This is a genomic window from Roseicyclus amphidinii (assembly GCF_030163755.1).
In the GTDB taxonomy this organism is placed as follows: Bacteria; Pseudomonadota; Alphaproteobacteria; order Rhodobacterales; family Rhodobacteraceae; genus Roseicyclus; species Roseicyclus amphidinii.
Genome location: NZ_JASJOE010000013.1, coordinates 42236 through 66112, shown reverse-complemented (window position 1 = coordinate 66112; position 23877 = coordinate 42236). Strand labels below are relative to the sequence as shown.

Genomic DNA, 23877 nt, shown 5'->3' with positions numbered 1-23877 from the left:
GCGGGGCCGGTATGACCCACGTCCATAGGCAGGCTGGGGCGCGCATGCCTCCACGCATCCGTGCCGGGGGGAGGAAGGCACGGCACAAGCCAATGCCGGAACCCCATCTCCCCGGTGGCCCCACCGGGCGGCGCGCCCCGGAGCGACATCGCCAGCACCCGCTCCGGAAGGCTGAGGGGCGTATGTCCCCCAACGCATCCGGGCCGGGGCCGGAAGCCACGGCACAGGCCAATGCCGCACCCCCATCTCCCCGGTGGCCCCACCGGGCGGTGCGCCACCGGGGCAACATCGCCAGCACGCGCACCGTCAGGCTGAGGGGCGTATGTCCCCCCACGCATCCGGGCCGGGGCCGGAAGACACGGCACAGGCCCAAGCCGCGACCGCAGCGCCCCGGTGGCCCCACCGGGCGGCGCGCCCCGAAGCGACATCGCCAGCACGCGCTCCGGAAGGCTGAGGGGCGTATGTCCCCCCACGCATCCGGGCCGGAGATCGGAAGGCACGGCACAGGCCCAAGCCACAACCACCGCGCCCCGGTGGTCGCACCGGGCCACGCGCGCCCGGACCGGCAGCTTCGCGGTGGCGGCGCAAGTCCCCTCGGCGCACAGCCGAAGGCGATTGCGGGACGTGGCATGAAACGAAGCCGCAATCGCCGGTCAGGGAGGGAGGGATGGAGGAAGGGAGGTAGCTGCGAGGTCCTCGACACCGCGCACTGGGTGGGGGCTATGATACGCGGTGCCGAGGGAAGCCTCTGCAGCTACAAGCCCATGTATCGCCCCCGATACGGGCGGGAGTATGCCGGGATTCAGGCGATCACATGGCGTTTCGCCCGCCGCTGCCCTTATCTGCACCGGTCTCGGACATCGGCAGGCGAAAGCGCAGGGTGTTCTGCCCGTTCTGCCGCGACAGGCTCAGCGCGCGGGCCATGCCGCGCAGGAGCGGCCAGCCGAACCCCCCTTCGGGCAGGCCGAGCGGATCGCCCGGATCGACCGCGGGCAGGTCCGGCACCGGCACGCGCCCGCCCGGCATCGCGCCGCCCCGGTCGCGCAGCGTCACCTGCAGCCCGCCGCGGTCGGCGGCGACATCCAGCGTGATCACCGCATCTGCCGCTGTTCCGCCACGCCCGTTTCCGGCCCCGTTTCCGGCCCCGTCATCCGCAGCGCCATAGGCATGTTCGACGATGTTGTTGCAGGCCTCGGCCAGCGCGATCTGGGTGCGGTCGCGCAACTCGCGCCCGAACCCCGCCGCATCCAGCGCCCGGTCCACGGCGATCAGCGCGCCGCGCACCGCGTCCCGCGTGGCGGCAAAGCGCAGGCCGATGATCCGCCCCGGCCGGTCGCCGATGCGGGGCGCGCTCATGGCCCGGCCTTTGCCGGGGCCGCATGGCTGGCCAGCGCCGCCGCAAGGTCGGCGTGGATCGGAAAGACCGATCCCATGCGCGTCAGCGTCATGACCTTGTCGACCGCGGGCGTCAGCCCCGCCAGTTCCAGCACCCGCCCGGCCCCCAGCAGCTTGCGCGCCGCGACCACCGCGCCCAGCCCGCTGGAATCGAGGAACTCCACCCCGCAAAGGTCCAGCACCACGGGCCCGCTGCCCCGTTCGGTCAGGTCCCGGAAGCGATCCTTGAAGGCGATGGCGACGCTGGCGTCGATGCGCGTCTCCTCGACCCGCAGGACGCCGACCGCGCCCTTGTCGTCGAATGTCATCTTCATCCGGTTTTCTCCGCTGACAGATTTGCTATGGAGGTACGCGACAATCCTTACCAATCGGTGAGCGTCGGACAGGGAGGGCGAGATGGACGAAGTGGTGATCGCAGGCGCGGCGCGCACGCCGATGGGCGGGTTTCAGGGCGCGCTGTCGGGGGCGACGGCGGCAGAGCTGGGCGGCGTGGCCATCGCCGCGGCACTGGCCGATGCGGGCGCGGATGCCGCCGCGGTCGACGAGCTGCTGATGGGCTGCGTCCTGCCCGCGGGCCAGGGCCAGGCCCCCGCGCGGCAGGCGGGCTTCGCCGCAGGTTTGCCCAAGGAGGTTCCGGCCACGACCCTCAACAAGATGTGCGGCTCGGGGATGCGGGCCGCGATGTTCGGCTGGGACGCGCTGGCGCTGGGCCGGTCCGACATCGTGGTTGCGGGCGGCATGGAATCGATGACCAACGCGCCCTACCTCCTGCCCGCCATGCGCGGCGGCGCGCGGATCGGGCACCAGTCGGCGCAGGATCACATGTTCCTCGACGGGCTGGAAGATGCCTATGACAAGGGCCGCCTGATGGGCAGTTTCGCCGAAGACTGCGCCGAGGCGTTCCAGTTCACCCGTGACGCACAGGATGCCTATGCGCTGGGCTCGCTCGAGAACGCGCTCAAGGCCATCGAAAGCGGGGCTTTCGACGCCGAGGTCGCGCCGGTGACGGTGCGCGGCCGCAAGGGCGAGGCGGTCGTCACCACCGACGAACAGCCCGGCAACGCCCGGCCCGAGAAGATCCCGACGCTGAAGCCCGCCTTCCGCAAGGACGGCACGGTGACGCCGGCCAATTCCTCCTCGATCTCCGACGGGGCGGCGGCGCTGGTGCTGGCCCGCGCGCAGGTGGCCGAGGCCCATGGCCTCAAGGTGCGCGCGCGCATCCTCGGCCATGCCACCCACGCGCAGGAGCCGAACCTGTTCCCCACCGCCCCGGTTCCGGCGGCGCGCAAACTGCTGGACCGGCTGGGCTGGTCGGTCGGTGACGTGGACCTGTGGGAGGTGAACGAGGCCTTCGCCGTCGTCCCCATGGCCTTCATGCACGAGATGGGCGTGCCGCGCGAGCGCATGAACATCCACGGCGGGGCCTGTGCCTTGGGCCATCCCATCGGCGCGTCCGGCGCGCGGATCATGGTGACGCTTCTCAACGCGATGGAGCGCCACGATCTCAAACGCGGCGTGGCCGCGATCTGCATCGGCGGCGGCGAGGGCACGGCCATCGCCATCGAACGCGGCTAGGCAGGGCGCGCGGACCCGACCACAGGCACGCCGGCTCGGCGTGTCGGGCACGGCGCATGCCGACGCCGGGTCACTCCCCGTCGCAAGGCCCCCGGTTACGGCTGGATTTCCCGGTCATACACGTAAGCCCGCCCGTCCCAGCGCCATGCGTGGAACGGGGGGGCCATCCCCCGCGCGCTCTGGAACAGAAGGCGCGGCCAGCCCATGTTGCGCTGCTCGCGGTCGATCCAGATGATCGAGGCATTGGCATCGGGACCGACGCGGCGGAACGGCTCGCCCGGAGGGGAGGCCAGCACGACACCGCCGAACCCTCCCATCCCGAAATGGAAGTTGGACGGCCCCACCTCGGTCAGGATGAAGCGCCACCCGTCGCCGAGGTCGATCAGCCAGGCCGTCTGCACATCCACGATGGGCGGATCGGCCTGCGTGTTCATCTCTGCCAGCATGGCGGCAAGCGCGTCGCGGGCAAGGGCCTCGGCCTTGGGCTGGCTTTGGCCCTGCTGTGACAGGAAGCGGTCGGGACGGTTGATCGGGGTCGCGGCCATCAGCCGCTCGCCGCACATCTGCATGATCCCGTCGAGCGCGCGGGACGACCCGCGCAGGCTCATCACCACGGCCGCCGTCCGCCCGTCGGCCGACAGGCGCAGCTCGGCCTCCTGCCCGCGCCGCAGTTCCACCAGCGTCACGCCATGCGTCTCGGCATCGAAGGGGGCACGGAACGGGCCGGCCGGATCATCCTCGGGCCGGGTGAAGGTCATGCGGCCCACCACGCGCGCGTCGATGACGACCTCGGCGTCGATGCCGCCACCGCCGGGGACCGGGGCGGGGTCGGCGAAACCCGCCGGGCGTCCCGCGAGGTCCAGCGCCCAATCCATGCGCCGCCCGTAGCCGCAGCCCAGGTCGACACACATCCGGTGTCCCGCCGCATCGTCGCGCACCGGGCAAAAGGATGCACCGGCCCGCCCGTCGGTCTCGAAGCTGCGCCAGCTTGCGTCGGCCGTCGGGTCGCGGGTGGCCACGGCTGCGATCCTCGACAGGTCGCAGCGCGCCAGGGCACCGGCCTCCACCACGGCAGCCAGCTCCGGAACACCGGTCATGTCGCCGCCCGCCTCTGCCACAAGCCGCCCCGGCACACCGTCCGCGTTGAACCGGACCACCGGCGCGGATTTGGGGTCGGCATCGGACAGGACCGGCGCGACCCGCAGCTCACCCGGTGCCACGGGCTCGCCCGGCAGGCAGTCCGGGCAGGCGCGCCAGCGGTCGAGGAACAGGATGTCGCCGCCTTCCCAGCCGTAAAGCTCGACATGGCCTTGCGCGACCGTGACGCGCGGCCATCGCGCGCAATCGGCATCGGGGGCGTAACTGCCCATGACGCTGTCGAAACCCACGCCCTGCGCCTGCGCCGGGCCGGGCCCGATGTGCAACGCGCACCATGCGAAAAGGCCAAGCGCCACGAGGAACCGCCCGCCCTGCCTGATCTGGTCGGTCTGATCACTCATCCGTTTGCCCCACAGGCCCACTCGTCACACGCCACCCTTCGGCAGGCCCCGTCCCGCGACCGGACAAGACCGCCGTCGTCAGGCGGGATCGTCTCGCCATTGGCGAGTCGCATCAAGCCTTACCTGCGGCCCTGCCGCGGCATGGCCGGTGTCATGCCCGGCCCGGATCGCGGGGCGGGCACGGGCGAGGGGAGCGTTTTCCTGCAGGAAAACGGGGGAAAACTGCAGTTTTCCCAAACCGCGAAACTGCAGTTTCGCGCCCCCCTCCGACAGCGTTTCACGCTTTCTTAACCCCGCCGGTCTATACCCCTCGCTTGCCATGGCATGGCGGGGGCCCCACCCCCTGCCGCAAACGGGAACGGTCGCCGATCCGGCCCAAGACAGCCCCCAAAGGGCCAAGGACGGATCGGAGGGAACTGCGCAACACCCGGTGGGGAACCACCGGGCCGACAGACCGCTTTCGAGCGGCGCCGCTCATCCTGTTGTCCGGATTGCCGCCACAAGATCACGGCATCCCCAGCCAGAGCCACCCCAGACTGCCGCTCCATCCCGACGCGATGCGCGTCGGCCTGCGCGCCTGTCAGCCCTCGTCGTCCTGCCCGATCAGCTCTGCCGCCGTCAGGCTGCGCGGCACCGCCTCGACCCTTGGGGCGTCCTGCAACTCCTCGGCGGGCGATTGCACCACCTGCATCGCCTCGAGCTTGCGGGCCGAGGGCAGCACGCGGGCCTCGAGCGAGCCCATCGCGCGGTTGTAGCTGTCAACCGACCGGTTCAGCGCCGTGCCCACCTTCTGCAGGTTCCCCGCGAAGGTCGCCAGCCGCCCATACAGCTCCTTCGCCTCGCGGTGGATCGCCACGGCGTTTTCCGCCACCGCCTCCTGTTGCCAGCCGAAGGCGATGGTCCGAAGAAGCGCGATCAGCGTCGAAGGGGTGGCGATGACCACGCGGGCCTCCATCGCGCGTTCCAGAAGCCGCGGGTCGCTTTCGACGGCGGCCGACAGGAACACGTCGCCGGGGATGAACATGACCACGAAATCCGGCGTATCCGCCAGAAGGTCGTGATACCGCTTCGAGGACAGCATCCGCACATGGTCCGAGACCTGCCGCGCGTGGCGCGTGATCGCCCCCTCGCGCGCTTCAGGCGTCTCGGCCTCCAGCGCATCCAGATACCCGTCGAGCGAGGTCTTGGCGTCGATCACCAGCGACCGGCCGCCCGGCATCCGCACGATGGCGTCGGGGCGCTGCAACCCGTCCTCGGTGCGGTGGCTGGTCTCGGTCTCGAAATCGACGTGCTCGGCCATGCCGCTCAATTCGAAGACCTGCCGCAGCTGCATCTCGCCCCAGCGCCCGCGGGTCTTGGGCGCGCGCAGCGCCTGCACCAGTTTCCGCGTCTCGCCCGACAGCTGCGACTGGCCCAGCCGCAGCTGCTCCACCTGCTCGCGGATCGCGCCATAGGCGTCGGTGCGGTGCTTCTCCATCTCGCGCAGGATCGTGTCGAAGGCCCCCAGCTTCTCGTTCAGCGGCTTGACCATGCCGTCGATGGCCTTCTGCCGGGCCTCGAGTTCGGCCTTGGCGGTCTCGGAATGGGTGGCGAAACGTTCGGTCACGCGGTCGAGAAAGGCCTTGGAATTGCCCTCCAGCACCTCGTTCGCCAGCGTCTTGAAGCGGCCCTGCAGCGCCTCGTTCAGCCCGCGCAGCTCCTCCAGCCGGGCGGCGTGGGTCCGCTCCACCGTCTCCAGCCGCGCCTCGGCCTGGTTCAGCGCGCCGAGCAGGTCGTCGCGTTCATCGCGCGCCTCGGACAGCGCCTGTTCCACCTGCGGCAGGCGCTCGGCGCGGGCCTCCATCACGGCGACCTGTCGGCGCAGCGCCTCGGCCCCGGCAAGCTCGCGCCGCGCCTGCCGCAGCGTCGCGCCGCGCAGGATGAGCACGATGGCCAGCACGGCTGAGAGGATCAGCGCCAGCACCAGATAGGCGGGGAGCGGATCGACCGAGGGGCCGAAGGGCGAGCCTGCGCGAAGGCTGGCCGCGAACCGGTCGAGCATCACGAAAAGCGGTGCGTTCTCCATCGCGTCAGCTCCGCCCGAACAGGCGTTCGATGTCGCTCAGCGACAGCGAGACCCAGGTGGGCCGCCCGTGGTTGCACTGGCCCGATTTCGGCGTCGCCTCCATCTCGCGCAGCAGGGCGTTCATCTCCTCGGCGCTCATGCGGCGGCCCGTGCGCACCGACCCGTGACAGGCGATGCGGCTGAGGACCGCGTCCAGCCGGGCGCGCAAACCGTCCGACCGGCCCAGCTCGTCGATCTCGTCCAGCATGTCGCGCAGCAGCGGCTCGGCGGCCACCGTGCCCAGCAGCGCGGGCACCTCGCGCACGGCGACGGAACCGGGGCCGAACCCCTCGATGACAAGGCCGAGCGCGGCGAGGTCTTCCGCATGCTCCAGCAGCCGCTCGGCGTCATCGCCAAGGCTCACGATCTCGGGGATCAGCAGCGCCTGCCGGGCGATGCCGTTTTCGTCCATCTGCCGCTTCAGACGCTCGTAGACCAGCCGCTCATGGGCGGCATGGGCATCGACCAGGATCATCCCCGTCTCGGTCTGCGCCACGATGTAATTCTCGTGGATCTGCGCGCGCGCAGCCCCCAGCGGGCGGGTGACGGCCTCGGGCGCGGCTTCGGGCTCCACGCGGGCCGATGGCGTCTGCGCCTCCCACAGCGGCGCGGCCTCGGCCACGCCGGGGGCCTGCCAGTCGCGGGCGCGGGTCAGGCTCGCCTGCGAGGGGCGGTCCATCTGGTAGACGCGGGGCCGCCCGTCTGGCGTGGCGGGTGCGGCGGGCTCTGCCCGGAACGCCCCCAGCGTCGCCGCGCCCACGGTCGAGGAGGCGCGGTGCCCCCCCCGCGCCAGCGCATCGCGCAGCGTCGAGACGACAATCGTCCGCGCCAGCCCCGGATCGCGGAAGCGCACTTCGGATTTCGCGGGATGGACATTCACGTCCACGAGGCTGGGCGGGCAATCGAGGAACAGCGCCACCGCCGGGTGGCGGTCGCGCGCCAGCACGTCCATGTAGCCCGCGCGCAGCGCGCCGTAGAGTTGCCTGTCGCGCACGGGGCGGCCGTTGACGAAGAAGAACTGCGCGACGGCGGCACCGCGCGAATAGGTCGGCAGCGCGGCATAGCCGGTCAGGCGCAGCCCCTCGCGCTCGGCCTCGATCCTCAGCGCGTTTTCCACGAACTCGCGCCCGATCAACCCGCGCAGACGGCCCGCCAAGGCGTCGAACAGGTCGCCCGTCTCGGGGTCCGCGCGCAGCGCGATGCGCTCGCCCTCGGTCAGGTCCTTGAGGGTAAAGCCCACGCCCGGCTCGGCCATGGCCAGCCGTTTCACCACGTCCGTGATCGCCTGCATCTCGGCGCGGTCGCTGCGCATGAACTTCAACCGCGCGGGCGTGGCGTAGAACAGGTCGCGCAGCTCCACCACGGTGCCACGGCTCAGGGCCGCGGGCCGAACCGCCGACATCTCGCCGCCCGTCACGCGGATCTCGTGCGCTTCGCCGCCCTGAACGCGGCTGACGATCTTCAACCGGCCCACAGCACCAAGCGAGGGCAGCGCCTCGCCCCGGAAGCCGAAGCTCTGGATGTTCAACAGGTCGCTGCCGTCGATCTTGGACGTGGCATGCCGCGACAGTGCCAGCGGCAGGTCCTCCGCCCCCATCCCGCAGCCGTCATCGGTGACCCGGATCAGGCTCTTGCCGCCATGGGCGACCTCGACCAGCACGCGGCGCGCGCCGGCGTCCAGCGCGTTCTCGACCAGCTCTTTCACCGCCGAGGCGGGGCGCTCGACCACCTCGCCCGCGGCGATGCGGTTGATCGCGGCATCATCCAGTTGCCGGATGACAGGGCGGCTCATGTTGGGGTCATCAAGGGACATGCCGCAAAACCTAGCATGTCCCCGCCCACCGGTCCAATCCCCGCGCGGTCAGTTTCCGGGGGATAACCCCTCGGGCTGGCCGACCACGACGAAATGCAGCGCCTCGGGCCGCAACAGGCGCGCGGCGACGCGGTTCACGTCCTCCAGCGTCACGGCGCTGACGTAATCGTTGCGGTTCTCGATGTAATCGACCGGCATTCCGTCTGACTGCATCGCGGCAAGGATGCCTGCGATCCGCCCGTTGCCGTCGAAGCGCAGCGGATAGGCGCCGGTCATGTAGCGCACCGCGGCGTCCAGCTCGTCTTGGGTGATGCCGTTGGCGGCGATCTCGGCCCATTGGCCGCGCACCACCTCGATGGCCTCACCCACCAGAGCGTTCGAGGACGAGAACTGCCCCAGCAGCGTGGGCGACAGGTCGGCCAGCGACAGCGAGGTGCCGATCCCGTAGGTCAGGCCGCGTTCGACGCGGACCTCCTCCATCAGGCGCGAGCGGAAGCCGCCGCCGCCCAGCACCTCGTTCAGCACGAAGGCGGGGAAGAAATCGGGATCGTCGCGCGCGATGCCGGAATGTCCGAAAAAGGCGACCGATTGCGGGCTCGGGAAATCCACCACCGTGGTGCCGCCGTCCAGCGCGAACCCGGCCGGACCGGGGCGCGGGGGCGCCTCGGCGGGCAGCGCGCCGAGGATGCCGTCGATCAACTGCCCCAGCTGCTCGGGGGTGATGTCGCCCGCGGCCCCCACGACCACGCGCCCGCGGGTCAGCGCGGCACGATGGGCGGCGAGGATGTCGTCGCGCGTCAGCGCGGCCACGGTCTCGAGCGTGCCCTCCTGCGGCGCGCCATAGGGGTGGTCGCCGTAGGCCATCGCGTTGAAGGTGCTGCTGGCGATCTCGCCGGGGTCGCGGGCGTTGCCCTCGATGATCGAGACGACCTGCGCGCGCACCCGTTCGAGCGCGGCCTCGTCGAAGCGCGGCTCGGTCAGGGCGGCGCGCAGAAGGGCCGCGGCCTCGTCGCGGTTCTGGGTCAGCATCTGCGCCGAGACGACGACCGCGTCGCGGTAGCTGTCGAACTCGAAGCTCGCGGCCAGCCCCTCGACCGCGGCGGCAAAGCCCTGCGCGTCCATGTCGGCGGCCCCTTCTTCCAGAAGGCCGGTCATCAGGTAGGTCGCGCCGCGGTTCTCGGCCGGGTCCAGCGCGCTGCCGCCCACGAACCAGAATTCCAGCGCGACGAAGGGGATCGAGGGGTCTTCGACCAGCCAGGCGTCGATGCCGCCGGGCGAGGTGACTTCCTCGATCTCGATGGTGGCCGAAGCCGGAAGGGCGAGGACGCAGGCAAGCAGCGTCGCGGCGATGCGGGCGATCATTGGCTCACCTCCGTGGTGTCCGTTTCGGTGTCCGTTGCCGGCGGGCGCATCAGGTAGCCCGTGACCGTCGCGGGATCGTCGAAGAGCCGCTGCGCGGCCGCCATCACGTCCTCGGGCGTGACCGCGGCCAGAACCTCGGTCCAGGCCTCGATATCCGCCACGCTAAGGCCGGCGGTCAGCTCCACCCCCCAGGCGCGGGCAAGGCCCTGGGTGTTGTCTTCCTCGTAGATCTCGGAGGCCTCGAGCTGGAACTGGATGCGGGCGAAATGCTCGGGGTCGATGCCTTCCTCGAGGAAGGTCTCGACCATGCGCCACAGGTCTGCCTCGGCCTCTTCCAGGGTGACGCCGGGCACGGGCGCGTTGACCAGCGAAAAGCTCGAGGGATCGACGCTGGTCGAATCGTAGAAGGCACCGGCGAAGAGCGACCGCTCCTCCTCGATCTGGAGCCTGCGCGCCATGAGCGAGGTCTGCCCGCTGCCGCCCAGAAGCTCGGCAAGATAGACCAGCGCCGCCGCCTCGGCCTGGTCGCCCGGCTCGCGCACGGGGGCGAGCATGCGGATTGCCACGTAGGGCGTTGCGACGCGCTCGTCCTCGAAGATCACGCGGCGGTCGGCGATATGCGGCGGCTCGGTCGGGCGCAGGCGCGGCGGCAGGCTGTCCGAGGCCGGGATGGGCCCGTAATGCTGTTCGGCCAGCGCCAGCACCTCTTCGGGGGTGACGTCGCCCGCGACGATCAGGATCGCGTTGTTGGGGTGATACCAGGTGTCGTAGAAGGCGCGTGCGTCTTCCAGCGTCAGCCCCTCCATCTCGTGACGCCAGCCGATGATCGGGATGCCGTAGGGATGGTTGAGGTAAAGCGCCGCGGCCATCTGTTCGTTGAACAGGCCGCCGGGCGAGCTGTCGGTGCGCTGCGCGCGCTCCTCGATGATGACACTGCGCTCGGTCGCCACTTCCTCGGGGTCGAAGACGAGGTCGCGCATCCGGTCGGCCTCCATCTGCATCATCAGGCCGAGGCGGTCGGCGGCGACGCGCTGGAAATAGCCGGTGTAATCAAGGCTGGTGAAGGCGTTGCCCGATCCGCCATTCGCCTCGACGATGTCCGAGAACTCGCCCGACGCCAGGTCATCGGTGGCCTTGAACATCAGGTGTTCCACGAAATGCGCGATGCCCGACTGGCCGGGCGGCTCGTCGGCGGCGCCGGTGCGATACCAGACCATGTGGGTCACGGCAGGAGTGCGGTGATCCTCGATCACGATCACCTGCATGCCGTTGTCGAGCATGAACTCGGCCACCTCGCCCGCGGCCTGTGCCGCAAGGGGGGCCATGAAGGCGGGCAGTGTCAGCCCAAGGGCCAGCGCAAGGCGACGCAGCATGTGCATCCTCCGGATTGCGTGAATTTCGATTGAGATATGTGCCCCGCGCAGCCCGCATCAACCGGCGTTGACGCGGCTGTGAGCGGTCACTCGTACAGTTCTTGCGGCGGGGCGGCGGGGGTGCGCACACCCGCGCGGCGCATCCGCTCAAGCTCGGCGTAGCGGTCCAGCGCCATCGGGCGATAGGCGCGGTAATAGACGTTCACGTTGAACACCCGCTCGAGCAGCCGGCCGTCGTTGCGGCGACGATAGTCGAGATCCTCGGAGGCCAGCGTGCCGCGGATGTCCTGCGCCACGCCGAAGCGCGACGCGTAGGAGATCACGTCGCCAGACGCGCGCGCGGCGCGCACGGGGTCACCGCCCAGCGCGCGCACCGCGTCGCCCTCGGGGTCGGGATCGGTGCGGTTCACGCCGCCGGGCGTGGGCGTCGGCAGCGACGCAAGATCCTGCGGCATCTCGATCGGTTGGGTCGGCAGGACCGAGAATTCGTCCGGCCCGGATTCGGTGTTGCGCAGGTTCATCAGGTTCGGGTCGCCCGACCCGCCGCAGGCAGCCAGCGCGACAAGCATGGCCCCGAGCGTCAGTGTCTTCATCAGGCGCGGCATCCGGCGGTCCTTCGTCATCCTTGCCCCGTGCTATCGCAAAACTCAGGCGTCGTCACGGGGCATCTTGCTGTCATTGGCGAAGATCAGCAACCCGAAGGCGCCGAGGAAGATGCCGATATCGGCCACGTTGAAGGCGAAGGGGTTGGTGATGCCGCAGCACGACATGTTCAGGAAATCCGCCACCGCCCCGTACAGCAGCCGGTCCAGCGTGTTGCCCAGCGCGCCGCCCACGATGGCCCCCGCCGACAGCAGCGCGATGGGCCGCGTCAGCCCGTTGCGCGCCCACCAGATCAGCCACGCGATGATCGCCACGGCGATGGCGATCAGGATCCAGCGCGTCTGCTCGGGGCCGCCCGAGAACAGGCCGAAGTTGATGCCGGTGTTCCAACCCATCTTGAAGGTCAGGAGCGGCGGAAACACCTCGATCACGCCGCGCTCGATCAGGCCCATGGCGTGAACCACGGCGTATTTCGACCCCTGGTCGAGGGCGAACCAGATCGCGGCGGACATCAGGACAAGGCGCATGGCGGCTTCCATGGTATGATTTTGCCCGCGGGATAGGCCATCGCGCGCCGGAACGCCAGCGCGTGCCTAGTGGCGGAAGTGGCGCATCCCCGTGAACACCATCGCAAGCCCCGCCGCGTCGGCCGCCGCGATGACCTCCTCGTCGCGCATCGAGCCGCCGGGCTGGATGATCGCCGTCGCCCCCGCCTCGGCTGCGGCCATCAGGCCATCGGCGAAGGGGAAGAACGCATCCGACGCCACGACCGAGCCGCGGGCAGGCGTCTCGGGCAGGCCCAGCTCCGCGCCCATGCGCCCCGCCTTGAGCGCGGCGATGGTCGAGCTGTCCACGCGGCTCATCTGGCCCGCGCCGACGCCCACGGTCGCGCCGTCCTTGACGTAGACGATGGCGTTCGACTTCACATGCTTGGCCACCGTCCAGGCAAAGCGCAGGTCGGCCATCTCGGAAGCCGTGGGCGCGCGCCTGGTCACGACCTTCAGGTCGGCCTCGGCCACGAAACCGGTGTCCTTGTCCTGCACCAGCAGGCCACCCGCGACCTGTTTCCAGGCGGTCACGGCGGCGCGCGGGTCGGGCAACGCGCCGGTGGTCAGCAGCCGCAGGTTCTTTTTCGCGGCGAAGATCGCCTTGGCATCTTCATCGGCGTCTGGCGCGATGACGACCTCGGTGAAGATCTTGACGATCTCCTCCGCCGTCGCCCCGTCGAGCGTGCCGTTCAGCGCCACGATGCCGCCAAACGCGCTGGTGCGGTCGCAGTCGAAGGCTTTCTGATAGGCCTCGGCCAGCGTCGCGCCGCGGGCCACGCCGCTGGGGTTGGCGTGCTTGATGATCGCAACGGCGGGGCCGTCCGCGGGCGCGAATTCCGCCACCAGCTCGAAGGCCGCGTCGGTGTCGTTGATGTTGTTGTAGCTGAGTTCCTTGCCCTGGTGCTGCACCGCTGTCGCCACGCCGGGGCGGTTCGAGCCATCGGTGTAGAAGGCCGCCGCCTGGTGCGGGTTCTCGCCGTAGCGCATCGTCTGTTTCAGCGTCCCGGCAAAGGCGCGGCGGCGGGGCGTGGCGTCGCCATGGGCACCCGCCATCCAGCTGGAAACAGCCGCGTCATAGGCCGCCGTCCGCGCATAGGCGGTGCGCGCAAGACGCTGGCGGAAGGGCAGCGTGGTGCCACCCTGCGCGGCCAGTTCGGCCAGCACATCGGCGTAATCCTCGGTATCGACCACCACGCCGACAAAGGCGTGGTTCTTGGCCGCGGCGCGGATCATCGCGGGGCCGCCGATGTCGATGTTCTCGATGCAGGTGTCATAGTCGGCACCCGCGGCGACGGTGGCCTCGAACGGATAGAGGTTCACGACCAGAAGATCGATCGCGCCGATCCCGTGCGCCTCCATCGCCGCGAGATGCTCGGCATTGTCGCGCAGCGCCAGAAGCCCGCCATGCACCATCGGGTGCAGCGTCTTGACGCGGCCGTCCATCATCTCGGGAAAGCCCGTCACCTCGGCCACGTCCCGCACCGCAAGCCCCGCATCGCGGAGCGCCTTGGCGGTGCCGCCGGTCGACAGCAGTTCGACCCCCGCGGCATCGAGCGCGGTGGCAAACTCGATCAGCCCGGTCTTGTCGGACACGGAAATCAGCGCGCGGCGCAGGGGCACGGTGGTCATGGGGAGATGTCCTTTTCAGTCGTCTTGCTCATCCGCGCCGGGCGCGGCCAGAAGGCCCACGGGCCGCGCGAGCGTCCAGCTCACGGCGCTGCCATACCCGGTCAGGTGACCGGTGAGAACGATCTGTTTTGTCGCGCGCGGCTTCAGCCGCCCGCCGTCGAGATAGACCGAGGGTTCCAGCGTCAGCGTCGCGTCGCCGCCGTAGCGAAAGACCCAGGTCTCGCGCCCCGGAAGCTGGATCGACACGGCGGTGCCGCCCATGTCGATCTCGGCGCTGGCGTCGGGGTGCAGGTGAAAGCGCACCGCGTAGCGCAGCCCGGTGTCGGCGGGCAGGCGCGCCAGCACGCGGTCGAGCGTGGCGCGGTCGGCCTCGGTCATCGCGGCCAGCCCGTCCTCGCCGCGCAGAAGGCTGCCGTCGCGGTCCAGCTGGAGCGAGCGCAGGTGGACAAGCCCGTGCGTCTTGCGCCAGCCGTCATGGGAAAGGGCAAGGCCCTCGGCCGTCTTCATCTCGGCCTGCTGCACCTCGACGGTGGCGGGGCCCTGCACGAAATCCTGTTTCTCGGGCATCTCGCGGTCGCCGCCGCGCGCCAGCCGCGCGCTGGCATAGCCCATCAGCGACAGGGTGGAATGGCTGGCCGTGGCCCGCCCCGCGCGCCGCCAACCCGCCCCGAAACGCCGCCCCGAGCCCGCCGAGACGATCACGGGCTGGCGGCCCGAGACCAGTTCGAAGGCCAGCGTCGAGGCATGGGCATCGAAGCTGCCCGGCCCCAGCATCGGCGGGGCGGCATCCACGATCAGCGACACGCGCCGCCCGCCAAGGCGCGCATAGCCCATCGCCAGCCCCTTCACGCGCGAGGGCCGCACGTTGGAGCGCGCAAGTGCCGCGTCCAGCCGGCCCGGCGCGCCCTGTCGGCCGCCATGCATCCGCACCAGCGTCCCGTCGGCGTGGCGCAGGCTGCGCAGCGTGGGCGCGATGCGCAGGATCGCGGTGTCGATGGCGGGGTCGGGCGGCTTGCCGATCTGCCGCAGGATCGCGGCGACCCAGGTCAGCAGGTTGAAGACCTCGAGCAGCTCCTCGGGATTGCGCGAGGCGATGCCGCCGCTCGCGTCGATCCCGTCGGCGCATTCCTGCGCAAGCGCCGTCAGCGCGGGGCGCAGAAGCGTCTCCAGCCCGGTCAGCGCGCAGGCGGAATAGACCAGCCCGGTCAGCGCCTCGAACCGCGGCAACCCGCGGCGGGTGTGACGCCAGCGCGCCTGCAACACGCCGCCCTGCCGTCCGAGGATGGCGAAGAAGCGGCGGCGCTCCTCCGGGGTCTGGCCGTTCATCAGGAACAGCACATGGGTGATCAGCCGCATCTGCCGCCGCCCGGTCAGGTCGGGCGTCCAGCCGGGGCCGCGCCCGGTGGCGTATCGGCTCAACCAGCCCGACAGCCAGGTCTGCGCCGTCTTGCGCCCGGCCCCGCCGGGCACGGCGGCGAGATCGTCGAGCCAGTCGAACCCGTGCAACGCCTCGAGAAAGGCCCCGTTCGGCGGCGCGAGATCCCAGGGCAGGCGGCCCTGCGCCTCGACCAGCCGCCCGCCAAGCACGAGGTTGCCGGCCATCAATTGCCGCCCCCGCGCCTCGGAGCCCGTGAAGCTCGGTTCCGGCTGCCAGGTGAAGCCGCGCACCCGCGGCGCGGACAGCCCCGCGCGCCAGACCGCCCAGCGGTCGGACAGGCGCACGTCGCCCGCGCTGGGCGGGGCTGGGGCGTCAGGCTCTGCGGGGTCGGCCATTGGGGGCTTCTGCTCGATCCGGTGTCTTTGGGGGCAGGATACGCGCGGCTCCGCGCGCTGTCACGGGCGGGTGAGCGCGGCCATGTAAAACCCGTCGATCCCGCCGAGATCCGGCCAGAGATCGGGGCGCAGGCGCAGGCCGCCCTCGGGGCTGTGCCATGCATCGTCGCCGCCCAGCGCCGCGGCATCGGTGGGAATGACGCTGAGGCCCTCGTGCCGCTTCAGCGCGGCGGTGACCTGGAACTCGCCTTCGACGGGCAAGAGCGAACAGGTGCAATAGACCAGCGTGCCGCCGGGCTTGAGCAAGCTCAGCGCGTGGTCGATCAGCCGCATCTGCAGCCGCGTCAGCGGCTCGACCTCGGTCCATGCCTTGACGTGGGGCAGGTCGGGGTGGCGGCGGATCGTGCCCGAGGCGGTGCAGGGCGCATCCAGCAGGATCGCGTCATAGGGGTCGGCGGCGTGGTCCAGCGCGTCGGCGGTGACCAGATCGGCCGACAGGCCGGTGCGGGCAAGGTTCTCGCGCACGCGGCCCATGCGCGGCTCGGACAGGTCCAGCGCCGTGACCTGCGCGCCAAGGGCCGCCAGTTGCATCGTCTTGCCGCCCGGCGCGGCGCAGAGGTCGAGGACGCGGCTTCCCCGGACCTCGCCCAGAAGCCGCACGGGCAGCGCCGCGGCGGCGTCCTGCACCCAGAGCGCGCCCTCGGCATAGCCCGGCAGCGCGGTGACCTGCGTGCCGGGCGGCATCCGCAGGCTGCCGGTGGGCAGGCGCGTGGCCTCGGGGATATCGACGGTCGCGCCCGGTTTCACCGTCAGGTCGAGGGGCGGCAGCGCGACATGCGCCGCCTCGATCGCGCGCAGCACCTCCGCGCCCCAACGTTTCTTGACCGGCCCGGCGATCCAGCCCGGCAGGCGCTGCGGCGGGGCGTGGGCGATGCGCTCCGGCCCCTCGGCGGCCACCTTGCGCAACACGGCATTGACCATGCCGCCCATCCGGGCGGTCTTCTTGCCGCGCTTGGTCAGCGTCACCGCGCTGTCGACGACGCCATGGGCGTCCTCGCCCGCGATCAGCAGCTCGGCGGCGGCCAGCCGCAGGATCAGCAGCGCGGGCAGCGGCGGCTTGCGGTCGAGATAGGGGGCGAGGCAGGCATCCAGCGGCTCGAGGTTGCGCAACACGAGCGAGGCCAGCCGCGCCGCGCGCGCCGCATCGCCGGGCGCAAGCCGCGTGTCGGCGGGCAGATGGGCGAGCATGCGCTTTTCGCGCAGCACCCAGTCCAGTGCCCTCAATGCGGCCTTGCGTGCCTCCAGCGCCATGTCCGAACCCTTGTTCCCGAAGCCTTGCCGCGTATATCACGAGGCACACGGCGACAAGGATAACCGCGATGAGCGATCAGTCTGACCCCCGCGACATCTCGCACCTGCCCCCCGCGGCCCAGCGCGCGCTGGCCGAGGCCGAGGCGCGCCGCAAGGCCGCGACGGAGATGGAGCTGCCGACCGAACTGGGCGGCCGCAAGGGCCCCGAACCCGTGCGCTACGGCGATTGGGAGAAGAAGGGCATCGCCATCGACTTCTAGCGCGGCACCGGGGGAGGCACCGGGGGGCACCGCCCCCTTCAGCGCCGGTCCTTCATCGCCGACAACAGCGCCGCACCCAGCGCGCTTTGCCCCTCGGCGGCAGTCTTGCCCCTGGGCGCGCCCGCGCCGCGGGGATTGCCGCCCTGTCCCTTGCCTGCGCCCTTGCCCGGTCCGCCCGACCCCTTGCCAGCGCCCTTGCCCTGACCGTTGCCGCGGTCCGGCTTGCCCGCGCCCTGCTCCGCCGGGGCGTGCTTGCGCATCGTCAGGCCGATCCGCTTGCGCGGGATGTCGACCTCGACCACGCGGACCTTGACCACGTCGCCCGCCTTGACGACCTCGTGCGGGTCCTTGACGAACCGGTCGGCCAGCTGGCTCACATGCACCAGCCCGTCCTGGTGGACCCCGATGTCGACGAAGGCGCCGAAGGCCGCGACATTGGTCACCGTGCCTTCCAGAAGCATACCGGGTTTCAGGTCGCGGATCTCCTCGACCCCGTCGGCGAAAGAGGCGGTGCGGAAGCTCGGGCGCGGGTCGCGGCCGGGTTTCTCGAGTTCCGACAGGATGTCGCGCACCGTGGGCAGGCCGAAGCGGTCATCGACGAAATCCTCGGGCGCAAGCCCGTTCAGCGCGGCGGCATTGCCCATGATCGCGCGCAGGTCGCGCCCGCAGGCGGCGACGATGCGGCGGGCCAGCCCGTAGGCCTCGGGGTGGACCGAGGAGGCGTCGAGCGGCTCGGCCCCGTCGCGGATGCGCAGGAAGCCCGCCGCCTGTTCGAAGGCCCGCGGCCCGAGGCCCGGCACCTTCAGAAGCGCCTCGCGGGTGGCAAAGGCCCCGTGGGCGTCGCGGTGCGCGACCACCGCCTCGGCCAGCCGCGCGCCGAGGCCCGAGACATGCGCCAGAAGCGGCGCGGAGGCGGTGTTGAGGTCCACGCCCACCGCGTTCACCGCGTCCTCGACCACGCCCTCGAGCGCCTGCGCCAGACGGCGCTGGTCGACGTCGTGCTGATACTGGCCCACGCCGATGGATTTCGGCTCGATCTTCACCAGCTCCGCCAGCGGATCCTGCAGGCGCCGCGCGATGGAGACGGCCCCGCGCAGGCTGACGTCGAGGGCGGGAAACTCCCTCGCGGCCAGTTCCGAGGCGGAGTAGACCGAGGCCCCGGCCTCGGAGACCACGACCTTCACCGGCTTCGGCCCGTCGCCGGGCAGGGCGCGCAGGGCATCGGCGACGAAGCGTTCCGTCTCGCGGCTGGCGGTGCCGTTGCCGATGGCGATCAGGGCGACGCCGTGCCGCCGGATCAGCGACAGCAGCGCGGCCGATGCGCCCGCCACGTCGTTCTTCGGCTGGAACGGATACAGCGTGTCGGTGTCCAGAAGCTTGCCGGTCGCATCCACCACCGCGGCCTTCACACCGGTCCGGATGCCGGGATCGAGGCCCAGCGTCACCTTCGCGCCCGCGGGTGCCGCCAGCAGCAGGTCGCGCAGGTTGCGCGCGAAGACGCCGATGGCGGCCTCGTGGGCGCGGGCGCGCAACTCGCCCATCAGGTCGACATACATCGTCATCGACAGTTTCACCTGCCACGCCCATGCCGCGGCCTGCCTGAGCCAGCGGTCGCCGGGGCCGTCGCCCGCGATGCCGATCTCGGCGGCGATGATGCCGATGGCCCGCGGCGGCCCGGTCTCGGCGTCGGGGCCGGGGGCGATGTCGATGGTGACGACCTCTTCCTTGGCGGCGCGCAGGATCGCCAGCGCCCGGTGGGCCGGGATCGCCTCCCACGCCTCGCGGTGGTCGAAGTAATCCGAGAATTTCGCGCCCGCCTCTTCCTTGCCGGGCATGACGCGGGCGGTGATGACCGCCTCGCGGCGCATGAAGTCGCGCAACGCCCCAAGGAGCGACGCGGTCTCGGACAGCTCTTCGACGAGGATGTCGCGCGCGCCCGCCAAGGCCTCCTTCACGCCCGGCACGGCCTCGGTGACATAAGCTTCGGCCAGCGCCTCCGGCACGGCCGCACGGTCGGCGCGGATCGCCTCGAGCAGCGGCTGCAGGCCGTTCTCGCGGGCGATCATCGCCTTGGTGCGGCGCTTGGGCTTGTAGGGAAGGTAGATGTCCTCGAGCGCGGCCTTGGTGTCGGCGGACAGGATCGCGCGGGCCAGATCGTCGGTCAGCTTGCCCTGCTCGCGGATCGAGCCGAGGATCGTGTCGCGCCGCGCTTCCATCTCGCGCAGGTAGGCGAGCCGGTCGGACAGGGTGCGCAGCTGCGTGTCGTCGAGACCGCCGGTCGCCTCCTTGCGGTAGCGGGCGACGAAGGGCACGGTCGCGCCCTCGTCCAGCAGCCCCGCGGCCGCGGCCACCTGCCGGGCGGAGGCCCCGATCTCGGTGGCGATCCGGGAATGTATGCGATCATCGGTGGCGGTCACTGGGCACGTCTCCTGCAAGGCTCGGAGGCGTGTCTTACCCGCCGCGAGGCCCCGCGCCAATGCCCGCGTTGCACTGCACGGGGCCGCCCGGCGGTCCTGCCGCCGCAGGCCGCCCCGCCGTCACGCGCCGTCATAGGTCCAGCGGTAGCCCGGCGGGGTCGGCCCCTTGTTGCGGCCGCCCTGTTCGGTCTGTTCCCAGGCATGGGCCAGAAGCCCCACCGAGCGCGACAGGCCGAAAAAGCCGCGCGCCAAGGGCGGCGGGCAGCCGAGTTCCGCGTAGATCACGGCGGTCGCGCCGTCGATGTTCATCGGCACGGGCTTGCCGCGTTCCTCGGCGAGGTGCCGCTCGATGGCGCGGCTGATCCCGGCATAGGCACCCGAGACGGCCCCGGCCTTGGCCGCCTCGTCGACCAGCGCCAGAAGGCGCGGGCTGCGCGGATCGACGGGCTTGTGGAACCTGTGGCCGAAGCCGGGGAGGAAGCGGCCATGCTCCGCCCGCCACGCGTCGAGCGCATCGGCCAGTCCCTCGGGGCCTGCGCGTTCCACAGCGCGATAGAGCTCGACCGCCTGCTCGCCCGCGCCGCCGTGGACATCGCCCAGCATGTTGAGACCCGTGGCCATCGCCGATTGCAGACCGACGCCGCAGGTCGCCGCCATCCGCGCGGCGGCGATCGAGGGGGCCTGCGGCCCGTGATCGACGGCGGCCACCAGCGCGGCCTCGAACAGGGCGGCGCGGGGGCCGGTGATCTCTTCGCCCATGACCATGAGCCAGATCATCTGGGCGAAACCCGTGGTCCCGATCAGCTCCTGCACGGGGCGGCCGCGCAGGTGGATGCGGCCCGGTTCCATGTCGATGATCCTGGTGCGCCACCAGTCGGCCACATCGCGTCCGTCGCTCAAATCACGCCCTCCGCGCGCAGGGTTTCTATTTCGGCCGCGCTGTAGCCGAGGTCGGACAGGATGTCCGCGCTGTCCTGTCCCAATGCGGGTGGCGGGGCCGCGACCGAAGGGCGCTGCCCGTCGATCATCGCGCCGATGCGGACAAGGTCGATGGGCCGCCCCACGCCCGGCACATCCTCGAACCGCGCGAGGAAATCGCGGCCCGTCACCTGCGGGTGGGCCAGCACCTCGGGCACGCCCAGCACCTCGCCCGCGGGCACGCCGAGGGCGTTCAGCTCGGTGGCCCAGTCTCGCGCGGGGCGCGCCGTCAGCACCGTCTCCAGCTCGGCGCGCAGCGCGTGGCGGTTGGCCTTGCGGTCCTCGCGCGTGGCGAAGCGCGGGTCGGAGAGCAGGTCGTCGCGGCCAAGGTGACGGGCGAGCGCCAGCCATTGCTCATCCTTGTTGGCGGCAATGTTGATCGGCGCGTCGGCGCATTGGAAGGTGCCCGAGGGGGCGCTGGTCGGGTTCTCGTTGCCGTTGGGTACGGGCGCGACACCGCCGATCAGGTGGTTCGACACCACCCAGCCCATCGTCGCCAGCACCGCCTCGAGCATGGAGACGTCGATGAAGGCCCCCCGCGGGCTCGCGTTCAGCGCCGCCGAGATCGCCATCGCCGCGGTCAGCCCGCCCACCGTGTCGGCCAGCGGGTAGCCCACGCGCAGGGGCGCGCTTTCCGCGTCGCCGGTGATCGACATGACGCCCGAGGCGCCCTGCACGATCTGGTCATAGGCGGGCCTGTCGGCCCATGGCCCGCCTTGGCCAAAGCCCGAGATCGCGCAGTAGATCAGCCGCGGGTTCGCGGCCCTGAGCGCCTCGCAACCAAGGCCGAGCCGGTCCATCACGCCGGGGCGGAAGTTCTCGACCAGCACGTCGGCGCGGGCGGTGAGCCGCCTCAGCGCCTCTTTCCCGCGCAGGTCTTTCAGGTTCAGCGTGAGCGACCTTTTCCCGGCGTTCTGGGCGAGGAAGCTGATGCCCATGCCGCGCGCCGAGAGGTCCGGGTCGGCCCCGAGGTTGCGGGCCAGATCGCCGCGGCCCACGGCCTCGACCTTGATCACCTCGGCCCCGAGATGCGCAAGCTGGTGGCAGGCGAAGGGCCCCGCCAGCACGTTCGTCAGATCGAGAACCCGCACCCCGGCAAGGGGTGCGGGCGGCCCCGCGTCAGTCGCCATCGGCGACCCCTTCGGCCCGTTTGCGCGCCCGCCGTGCCCGGTAGCTCGGCAAGAGCACCAGCAGCGCCGCCAGCACCAGAAGCGCCAGCGTCATCGGGCGTTCGAGGATGAAGCCGACGCCTTGGTAAAGCTGCATGGCGCGGGCGAAATTGTCTTCCAGCATGGTGCCCAGGATGAACCCGATCAGCAGCGGGGCAAGCGGATAATCGGCAAAGCGCAGCAGGGTCGCCACCACTCCGAAGCCCACGAGGATCAGCAACTCGGTCGAGTTGTTCTGCCCGATGTAGCTGCCCATCAGCGTGAAGAACAGGATGAAGGGGATCAGGAAGGTCCGCGGGATCGTCAGGATCTTCGCAATGTAGGGGATCAGCGGCAGGTTCAGGATCAGCAGGACGAGGTTGCCGATATACATCGAGATGATGACCGCCCAGAACACGTCCGGCTCGTCCGTCATCAGCCGCGGCCCCGGCGTCACGTTCAGCGCGATCAGCGCGCCGAGCAGGATCGCCGTGGTCCCCGAGCCGGGGATGCCCAGCGTCAGGAGCGGCACGAAAGAGCCGGTGCAGGCGGCGTTGTTCGCCGTCTCGGGCGCGGCAAGGCCCTTGATCGAGCCCTTGCCGAATTCCTCCTGCTCCTTGCCCTTGGCGATGTTGCGCTCGACGGCGTAGCCGAGGAAGGAGGCGATGGTCGCCCCGGCCCCCGGCAGGACGCCGATGAAGAAGCCTTGCAGCGATTGCCGCCCGATCACGGGCGCGATGGCCTTGGCCTCGCTGCGCGAGATGCGCAGGCCGGTGATCTTGCCGCCTTCGCCCTGCGCGGCGCGTGCCGGGTTCATCACGAGGAACAGCGCCTCGGGCAGGGCGAACATCGCCATGGCCAGCGTGATGAAGGAAAAGCCCGATTGCAGCTCCATGATGCCGAAGGTGAAGCGCGGCATGTTCGACAGTGCGCCCTCGCCCACGGTGCCCATCATCAGGCCGAGGATCGTCATCATCAGCGCCTTGCCGACCTGCCCCGTCCCCGCGAAGGCCGCGATGGCCGAGAGGCCCACGACCATCAGCGCGAAATATTCGGCCGAGTGGAACAGAAGCGCGACCGTCGAGAGCGCGGGCGCGAAGATCATCAACAGGATCGCGCCGATGGTGCCGCCCGCGAAGCTGGCGATGGCGGCGATGGTCAGCGCCTTGCCGGCCTGCCCCTTTCGCGCCATCGGGTAGCCGTCGAAACTGGTGGCGACCGTCCCCGCGACCCCCGGCGCGTTCAGCAGGATGGAAGAGGTCGAGCCGCCGAAAATCGCCCCGTAATAGACACCCGACAGCAGGATCAGCGCGGCGGTGGGGTCGCCGAGGCCAATGGCGACCGGGATCATGATGGCGATGATCGACATCGGCCCGAGGCCCGGCAACATGCCGATCAGCGTGCCGATGACGCAGCCGAAGACCACCATCATCAGGTTGAAGGGCGTGACGGCGGCGGCCAGCCCGATCAGAAGTCCCTCGATCATCTCGGTGTCTCCTCAGACCAGGAAGGTGGGCCAGGGGCGCAGGAAGATGCCCAGCACCTCCTGCACCAGGTACCAGATCGACCCGGCGGCGATGCCTGCGACCGGGATCAGGATGTGCAGCTTGCGCTCGCCGAGGATCACCGCGCCGAGCACGAGGAACAGGACGGTCGAACTCAGAAATCCGACCGGCCGGAGCGCGAAGGCATAGGCGACCATCAGCCCGATCAGCGCCAGCGCCTGTCCGACGTGGTAATCGCCCAGCCGCGACAGGTCGATCACGCCGTCGGCCTTGGCCTTGTCCGCATCGGCGGCGGGCTTGGGCGAGAACAGAACGATCATCCCCACGACGATGCCCGCGATGGTGAGCATCTTGGGAAAGGTCGAGGGCCAGATCGGGTTGCGCCGCAGGATCGGCGGCAGGCTGTCATCCATGGTGAAGAAGGCGGCATAGCCATACACGCAGCACAGCGCGATGAAGGCCAGCGCGATCCAGCGATCGAGAGCCATCGGGCGTCCCTCCCGGTTGCGGGCTTCGTGGGGTCGGTGAAGACGGTGTTTGTGAAGACAGTGTTGGTGAAGACGGGGCCGCCGCAAGCCTTGGCG

Annotated in this window: 19 protein-coding genes; 2 read left to right on the top strand and 17 right to left on the bottom strand. The window is 70.8% G+C overall.

Annotated elements, in window-relative coordinates:
- Nucleotides 1-810: 810 nt before the first annotated feature.
- Both QQK83_RS06650 and QQK83_RS06645 read right to left on the bottom strand, forming a co-directional pair.
- Nucleotides 811-1356: an ATP-binding protein gene (locus tag QQK83_RS06650; RefSeq protein WP_284262819.1), complete on the bottom strand. Its 546-nt coding sequence runs from the start codon at nucleotides 1354-1356 to the stop codon at nucleotides 811-813.
- Nucleotides 1353-1709, bottom strand: a complete 357-nt coding sequence (locus QQK83_RS06645) for an STAS domain-containing protein (protein ID WP_284262817.1) — start codon at nucleotides 1707-1709, stop codon at nucleotides 1353-1355. The genes QQK83_RS06650 and QQK83_RS06645 overlap by 4 nt, the downstream gene beginning before the upstream one ends.
- 82 nt (nucleotides 1710-1791) lie before the next feature.
- Here QQK83_RS06645 and QQK83_RS06640 point away from each other — a divergent pair, with 82 nt between their 5' ends.
- Complete coding sequence (locus QQK83_RS06640) at nucleotides 1792-2970, top strand: acetyl-CoA C-acyltransferase (RefSeq protein ID WP_284262815.1); 1179 nt, start codon at nucleotides 1792-1794, stop codon at nucleotides 2968-2970.
- A 95-nt stretch (nucleotides 2971-3065) separates the two neighbouring features.
- On the opposite strand, the gene QQK83_RS06635 is transcribed toward QQK83_RS06640, so the two are convergent.
- The 10 genes from QQK83_RS06635 to QQK83_RS06590 all read right to left on the bottom strand — a co-directional run bounded on the left by QQK83_RS06635 (nucleotide 3066) and on the right by QQK83_RS06590 (nucleotide 16985).
- A complete protein-coding gene (locus QQK83_RS06635) occupies nucleotides 3066-4469 on the bottom strand; it encodes a hypothetical protein (RefSeq protein ID WP_284262813.1) in 1404 nt (467 codons plus the stop codon).
- Nucleotides 4470-5049: 580 nt separating this feature from the next.
- Nucleotides 5050-6534, bottom strand: a complete 1485-nt coding sequence (locus QQK83_RS06630) for a DNA recombination protein RmuC (RefSeq protein ID WP_284262811.1) — start codon at nucleotides 6532-6534, stop codon at nucleotides 5050-5052.
- Nucleotides 6535-6538: 4 nt separating this feature from the next.
- Nucleotides 6539-8386, bottom strand: a complete 1848-nt coding sequence (gene mutL, locus QQK83_RS06625) for a DNA mismatch repair endonuclease MutL (RefSeq protein WP_284262809.1) — start codon at nucleotides 8384-8386, stop codon at nucleotides 6539-6541.
- 48 nt (nucleotides 8387-8434) lie between these two features.
- Complete coding sequence (locus QQK83_RS06620) at nucleotides 8435-9748, bottom strand: M16 family metallopeptidase (RefSeq protein WP_284262807.1); 1314 nt, start codon at nucleotides 9746-9748, stop codon at nucleotides 8435-8437.
- The gene (locus tag QQK83_RS06615; protein ID WP_284262805.1) at nucleotides 9745-11121 is read right to left on the bottom strand and encodes a M16 family metallopeptidase; all 1377 of its coding nucleotides are present in this window, start codon (nucleotides 11119-11121) and stop codon (nucleotides 9745-9747) included. Before QQK83_RS06615 ends, QQK83_RS06620 begins: the two co-directional genes overlap by 4 nt.
- A gap of 86 nt (nucleotides 11122-11207) precedes the next feature.
- Nucleotides 11208-11744: a DUF3035 domain-containing protein gene (locus QQK83_RS06610; protein ID WP_284262803.1), complete on the bottom strand. Its 537-nt coding sequence runs from the start codon at nucleotides 11742-11744 to the stop codon at nucleotides 11208-11210.
- A 24-nt stretch (nucleotides 11745-11768) separates the two neighbouring features.
- A complete protein-coding gene (gene lspA / locus QQK83_RS06605) occupies nucleotides 11769-12263 on the bottom strand; it encodes a signal peptidase II (protein ID WP_349816220.1) in 495 nt (164 codons plus the stop codon).
- Nucleotides 12264-12317: 54 nt separating this feature from the next.
- Nucleotides 12318-13901, bottom strand: a complete 1584-nt coding sequence (gene purH, locus QQK83_RS06600) for a bifunctional phosphoribosylaminoimidazolecarboxamide formyltransferase/IMP cyclohydrolase (protein WP_284262802.1) — start codon at nucleotides 13899-13901, stop codon at nucleotides 12318-12320.
- A gap of 15 nt (nucleotides 13902-13916) precedes the next feature.
- Complete coding sequence (locus tag QQK83_RS06595; protein WP_284262801.1) at nucleotides 13917-15674, bottom strand: heparinase II/III family protein; 1758 nt, start codon at nucleotides 15672-15674, stop codon at nucleotides 13917-13919.
- Nucleotides 15675-15734: 60 nt separating this feature from the next.
- A complete protein-coding gene (locus QQK83_RS06590) occupies nucleotides 15735-16985 on the bottom strand; it encodes an RsmB/NOP family class I SAM-dependent RNA methyltransferase (protein WP_284262800.1) in 1251 nt (416 codons plus the stop codon).
- A 68-nt stretch (nucleotides 16986-17053) separates the two neighbouring features.
- Here QQK83_RS06590 and QQK83_RS06585 point away from each other — a divergent pair, with 68 nt between their 5' ends.
- Nucleotides 17054-17245 carry a DUF1674 domain-containing protein gene (locus QQK83_RS06585; RefSeq protein WP_284262799.1) on the top strand — a complete coding sequence of 64 codons (192 nt, stop codon included), beginning with the start codon at nucleotides 17054-17056 and terminating at the stop codon, nucleotides 17243-17245.
- Nucleotides 17246-17283: 38 nt separating this feature from the next.
- Here QQK83_RS06585 and QQK83_RS06580 read toward each other — a convergent pair whose 3' ends face one another.
- From QQK83_RS06580 to QQK83_RS06560, 5 genes are all read right to left on the bottom strand, one after another.
- Nucleotides 17284-19662 carry a Tex family protein gene (locus QQK83_RS06580; protein WP_284262798.1) on the bottom strand — a complete coding sequence of 793 codons (2379 nt, stop codon included), beginning with the start codon at nucleotides 19660-19662 and terminating at the stop codon, nucleotides 17284-17286.
- Nucleotides 19663-19782: 120 nt separating this feature from the next.
- On the bottom strand, nucleotides 19783-20562 hold the full coding sequence (locus QQK83_RS06575) for a citryl-CoA lyase (protein WP_284262797.1): 780 nt from the start codon (nucleotides 20560-20562) through the stop codon (nucleotides 19783-19785).
- Nucleotides 20559-21770 carry a CaiB/BaiF CoA transferase family protein gene (locus QQK83_RS06570; RefSeq protein WP_284262796.1) on the bottom strand — a complete coding sequence of 404 codons (1212 nt, stop codon included), beginning with the start codon at nucleotides 21768-21770 and terminating at the stop codon, nucleotides 20559-20561. Before QQK83_RS06570 ends, QQK83_RS06575 begins: the two co-directional genes overlap by 4 nt.
- Entirely contained in the window at nucleotides 21760-23274 is a 1515-nt protein-coding gene (locus QQK83_RS06565; protein ID WP_284262795.1) for a tripartite tricarboxylate transporter permease, read from the bottom strand. Before QQK83_RS06565 ends, QQK83_RS06570 begins: the two co-directional genes overlap by 11 nt.
- Nucleotides 23275-23286: 12 nt before the next feature.
- Nucleotides 23287-23781: a tripartite tricarboxylate transporter TctB family protein gene (locus QQK83_RS06560; protein WP_284262794.1), complete on the bottom strand. Its 495-nt coding sequence runs from the start codon at nucleotides 23779-23781 to the stop codon at nucleotides 23287-23289.
- Nucleotides 23782-23877: the final 96 nt, after the last annotated feature.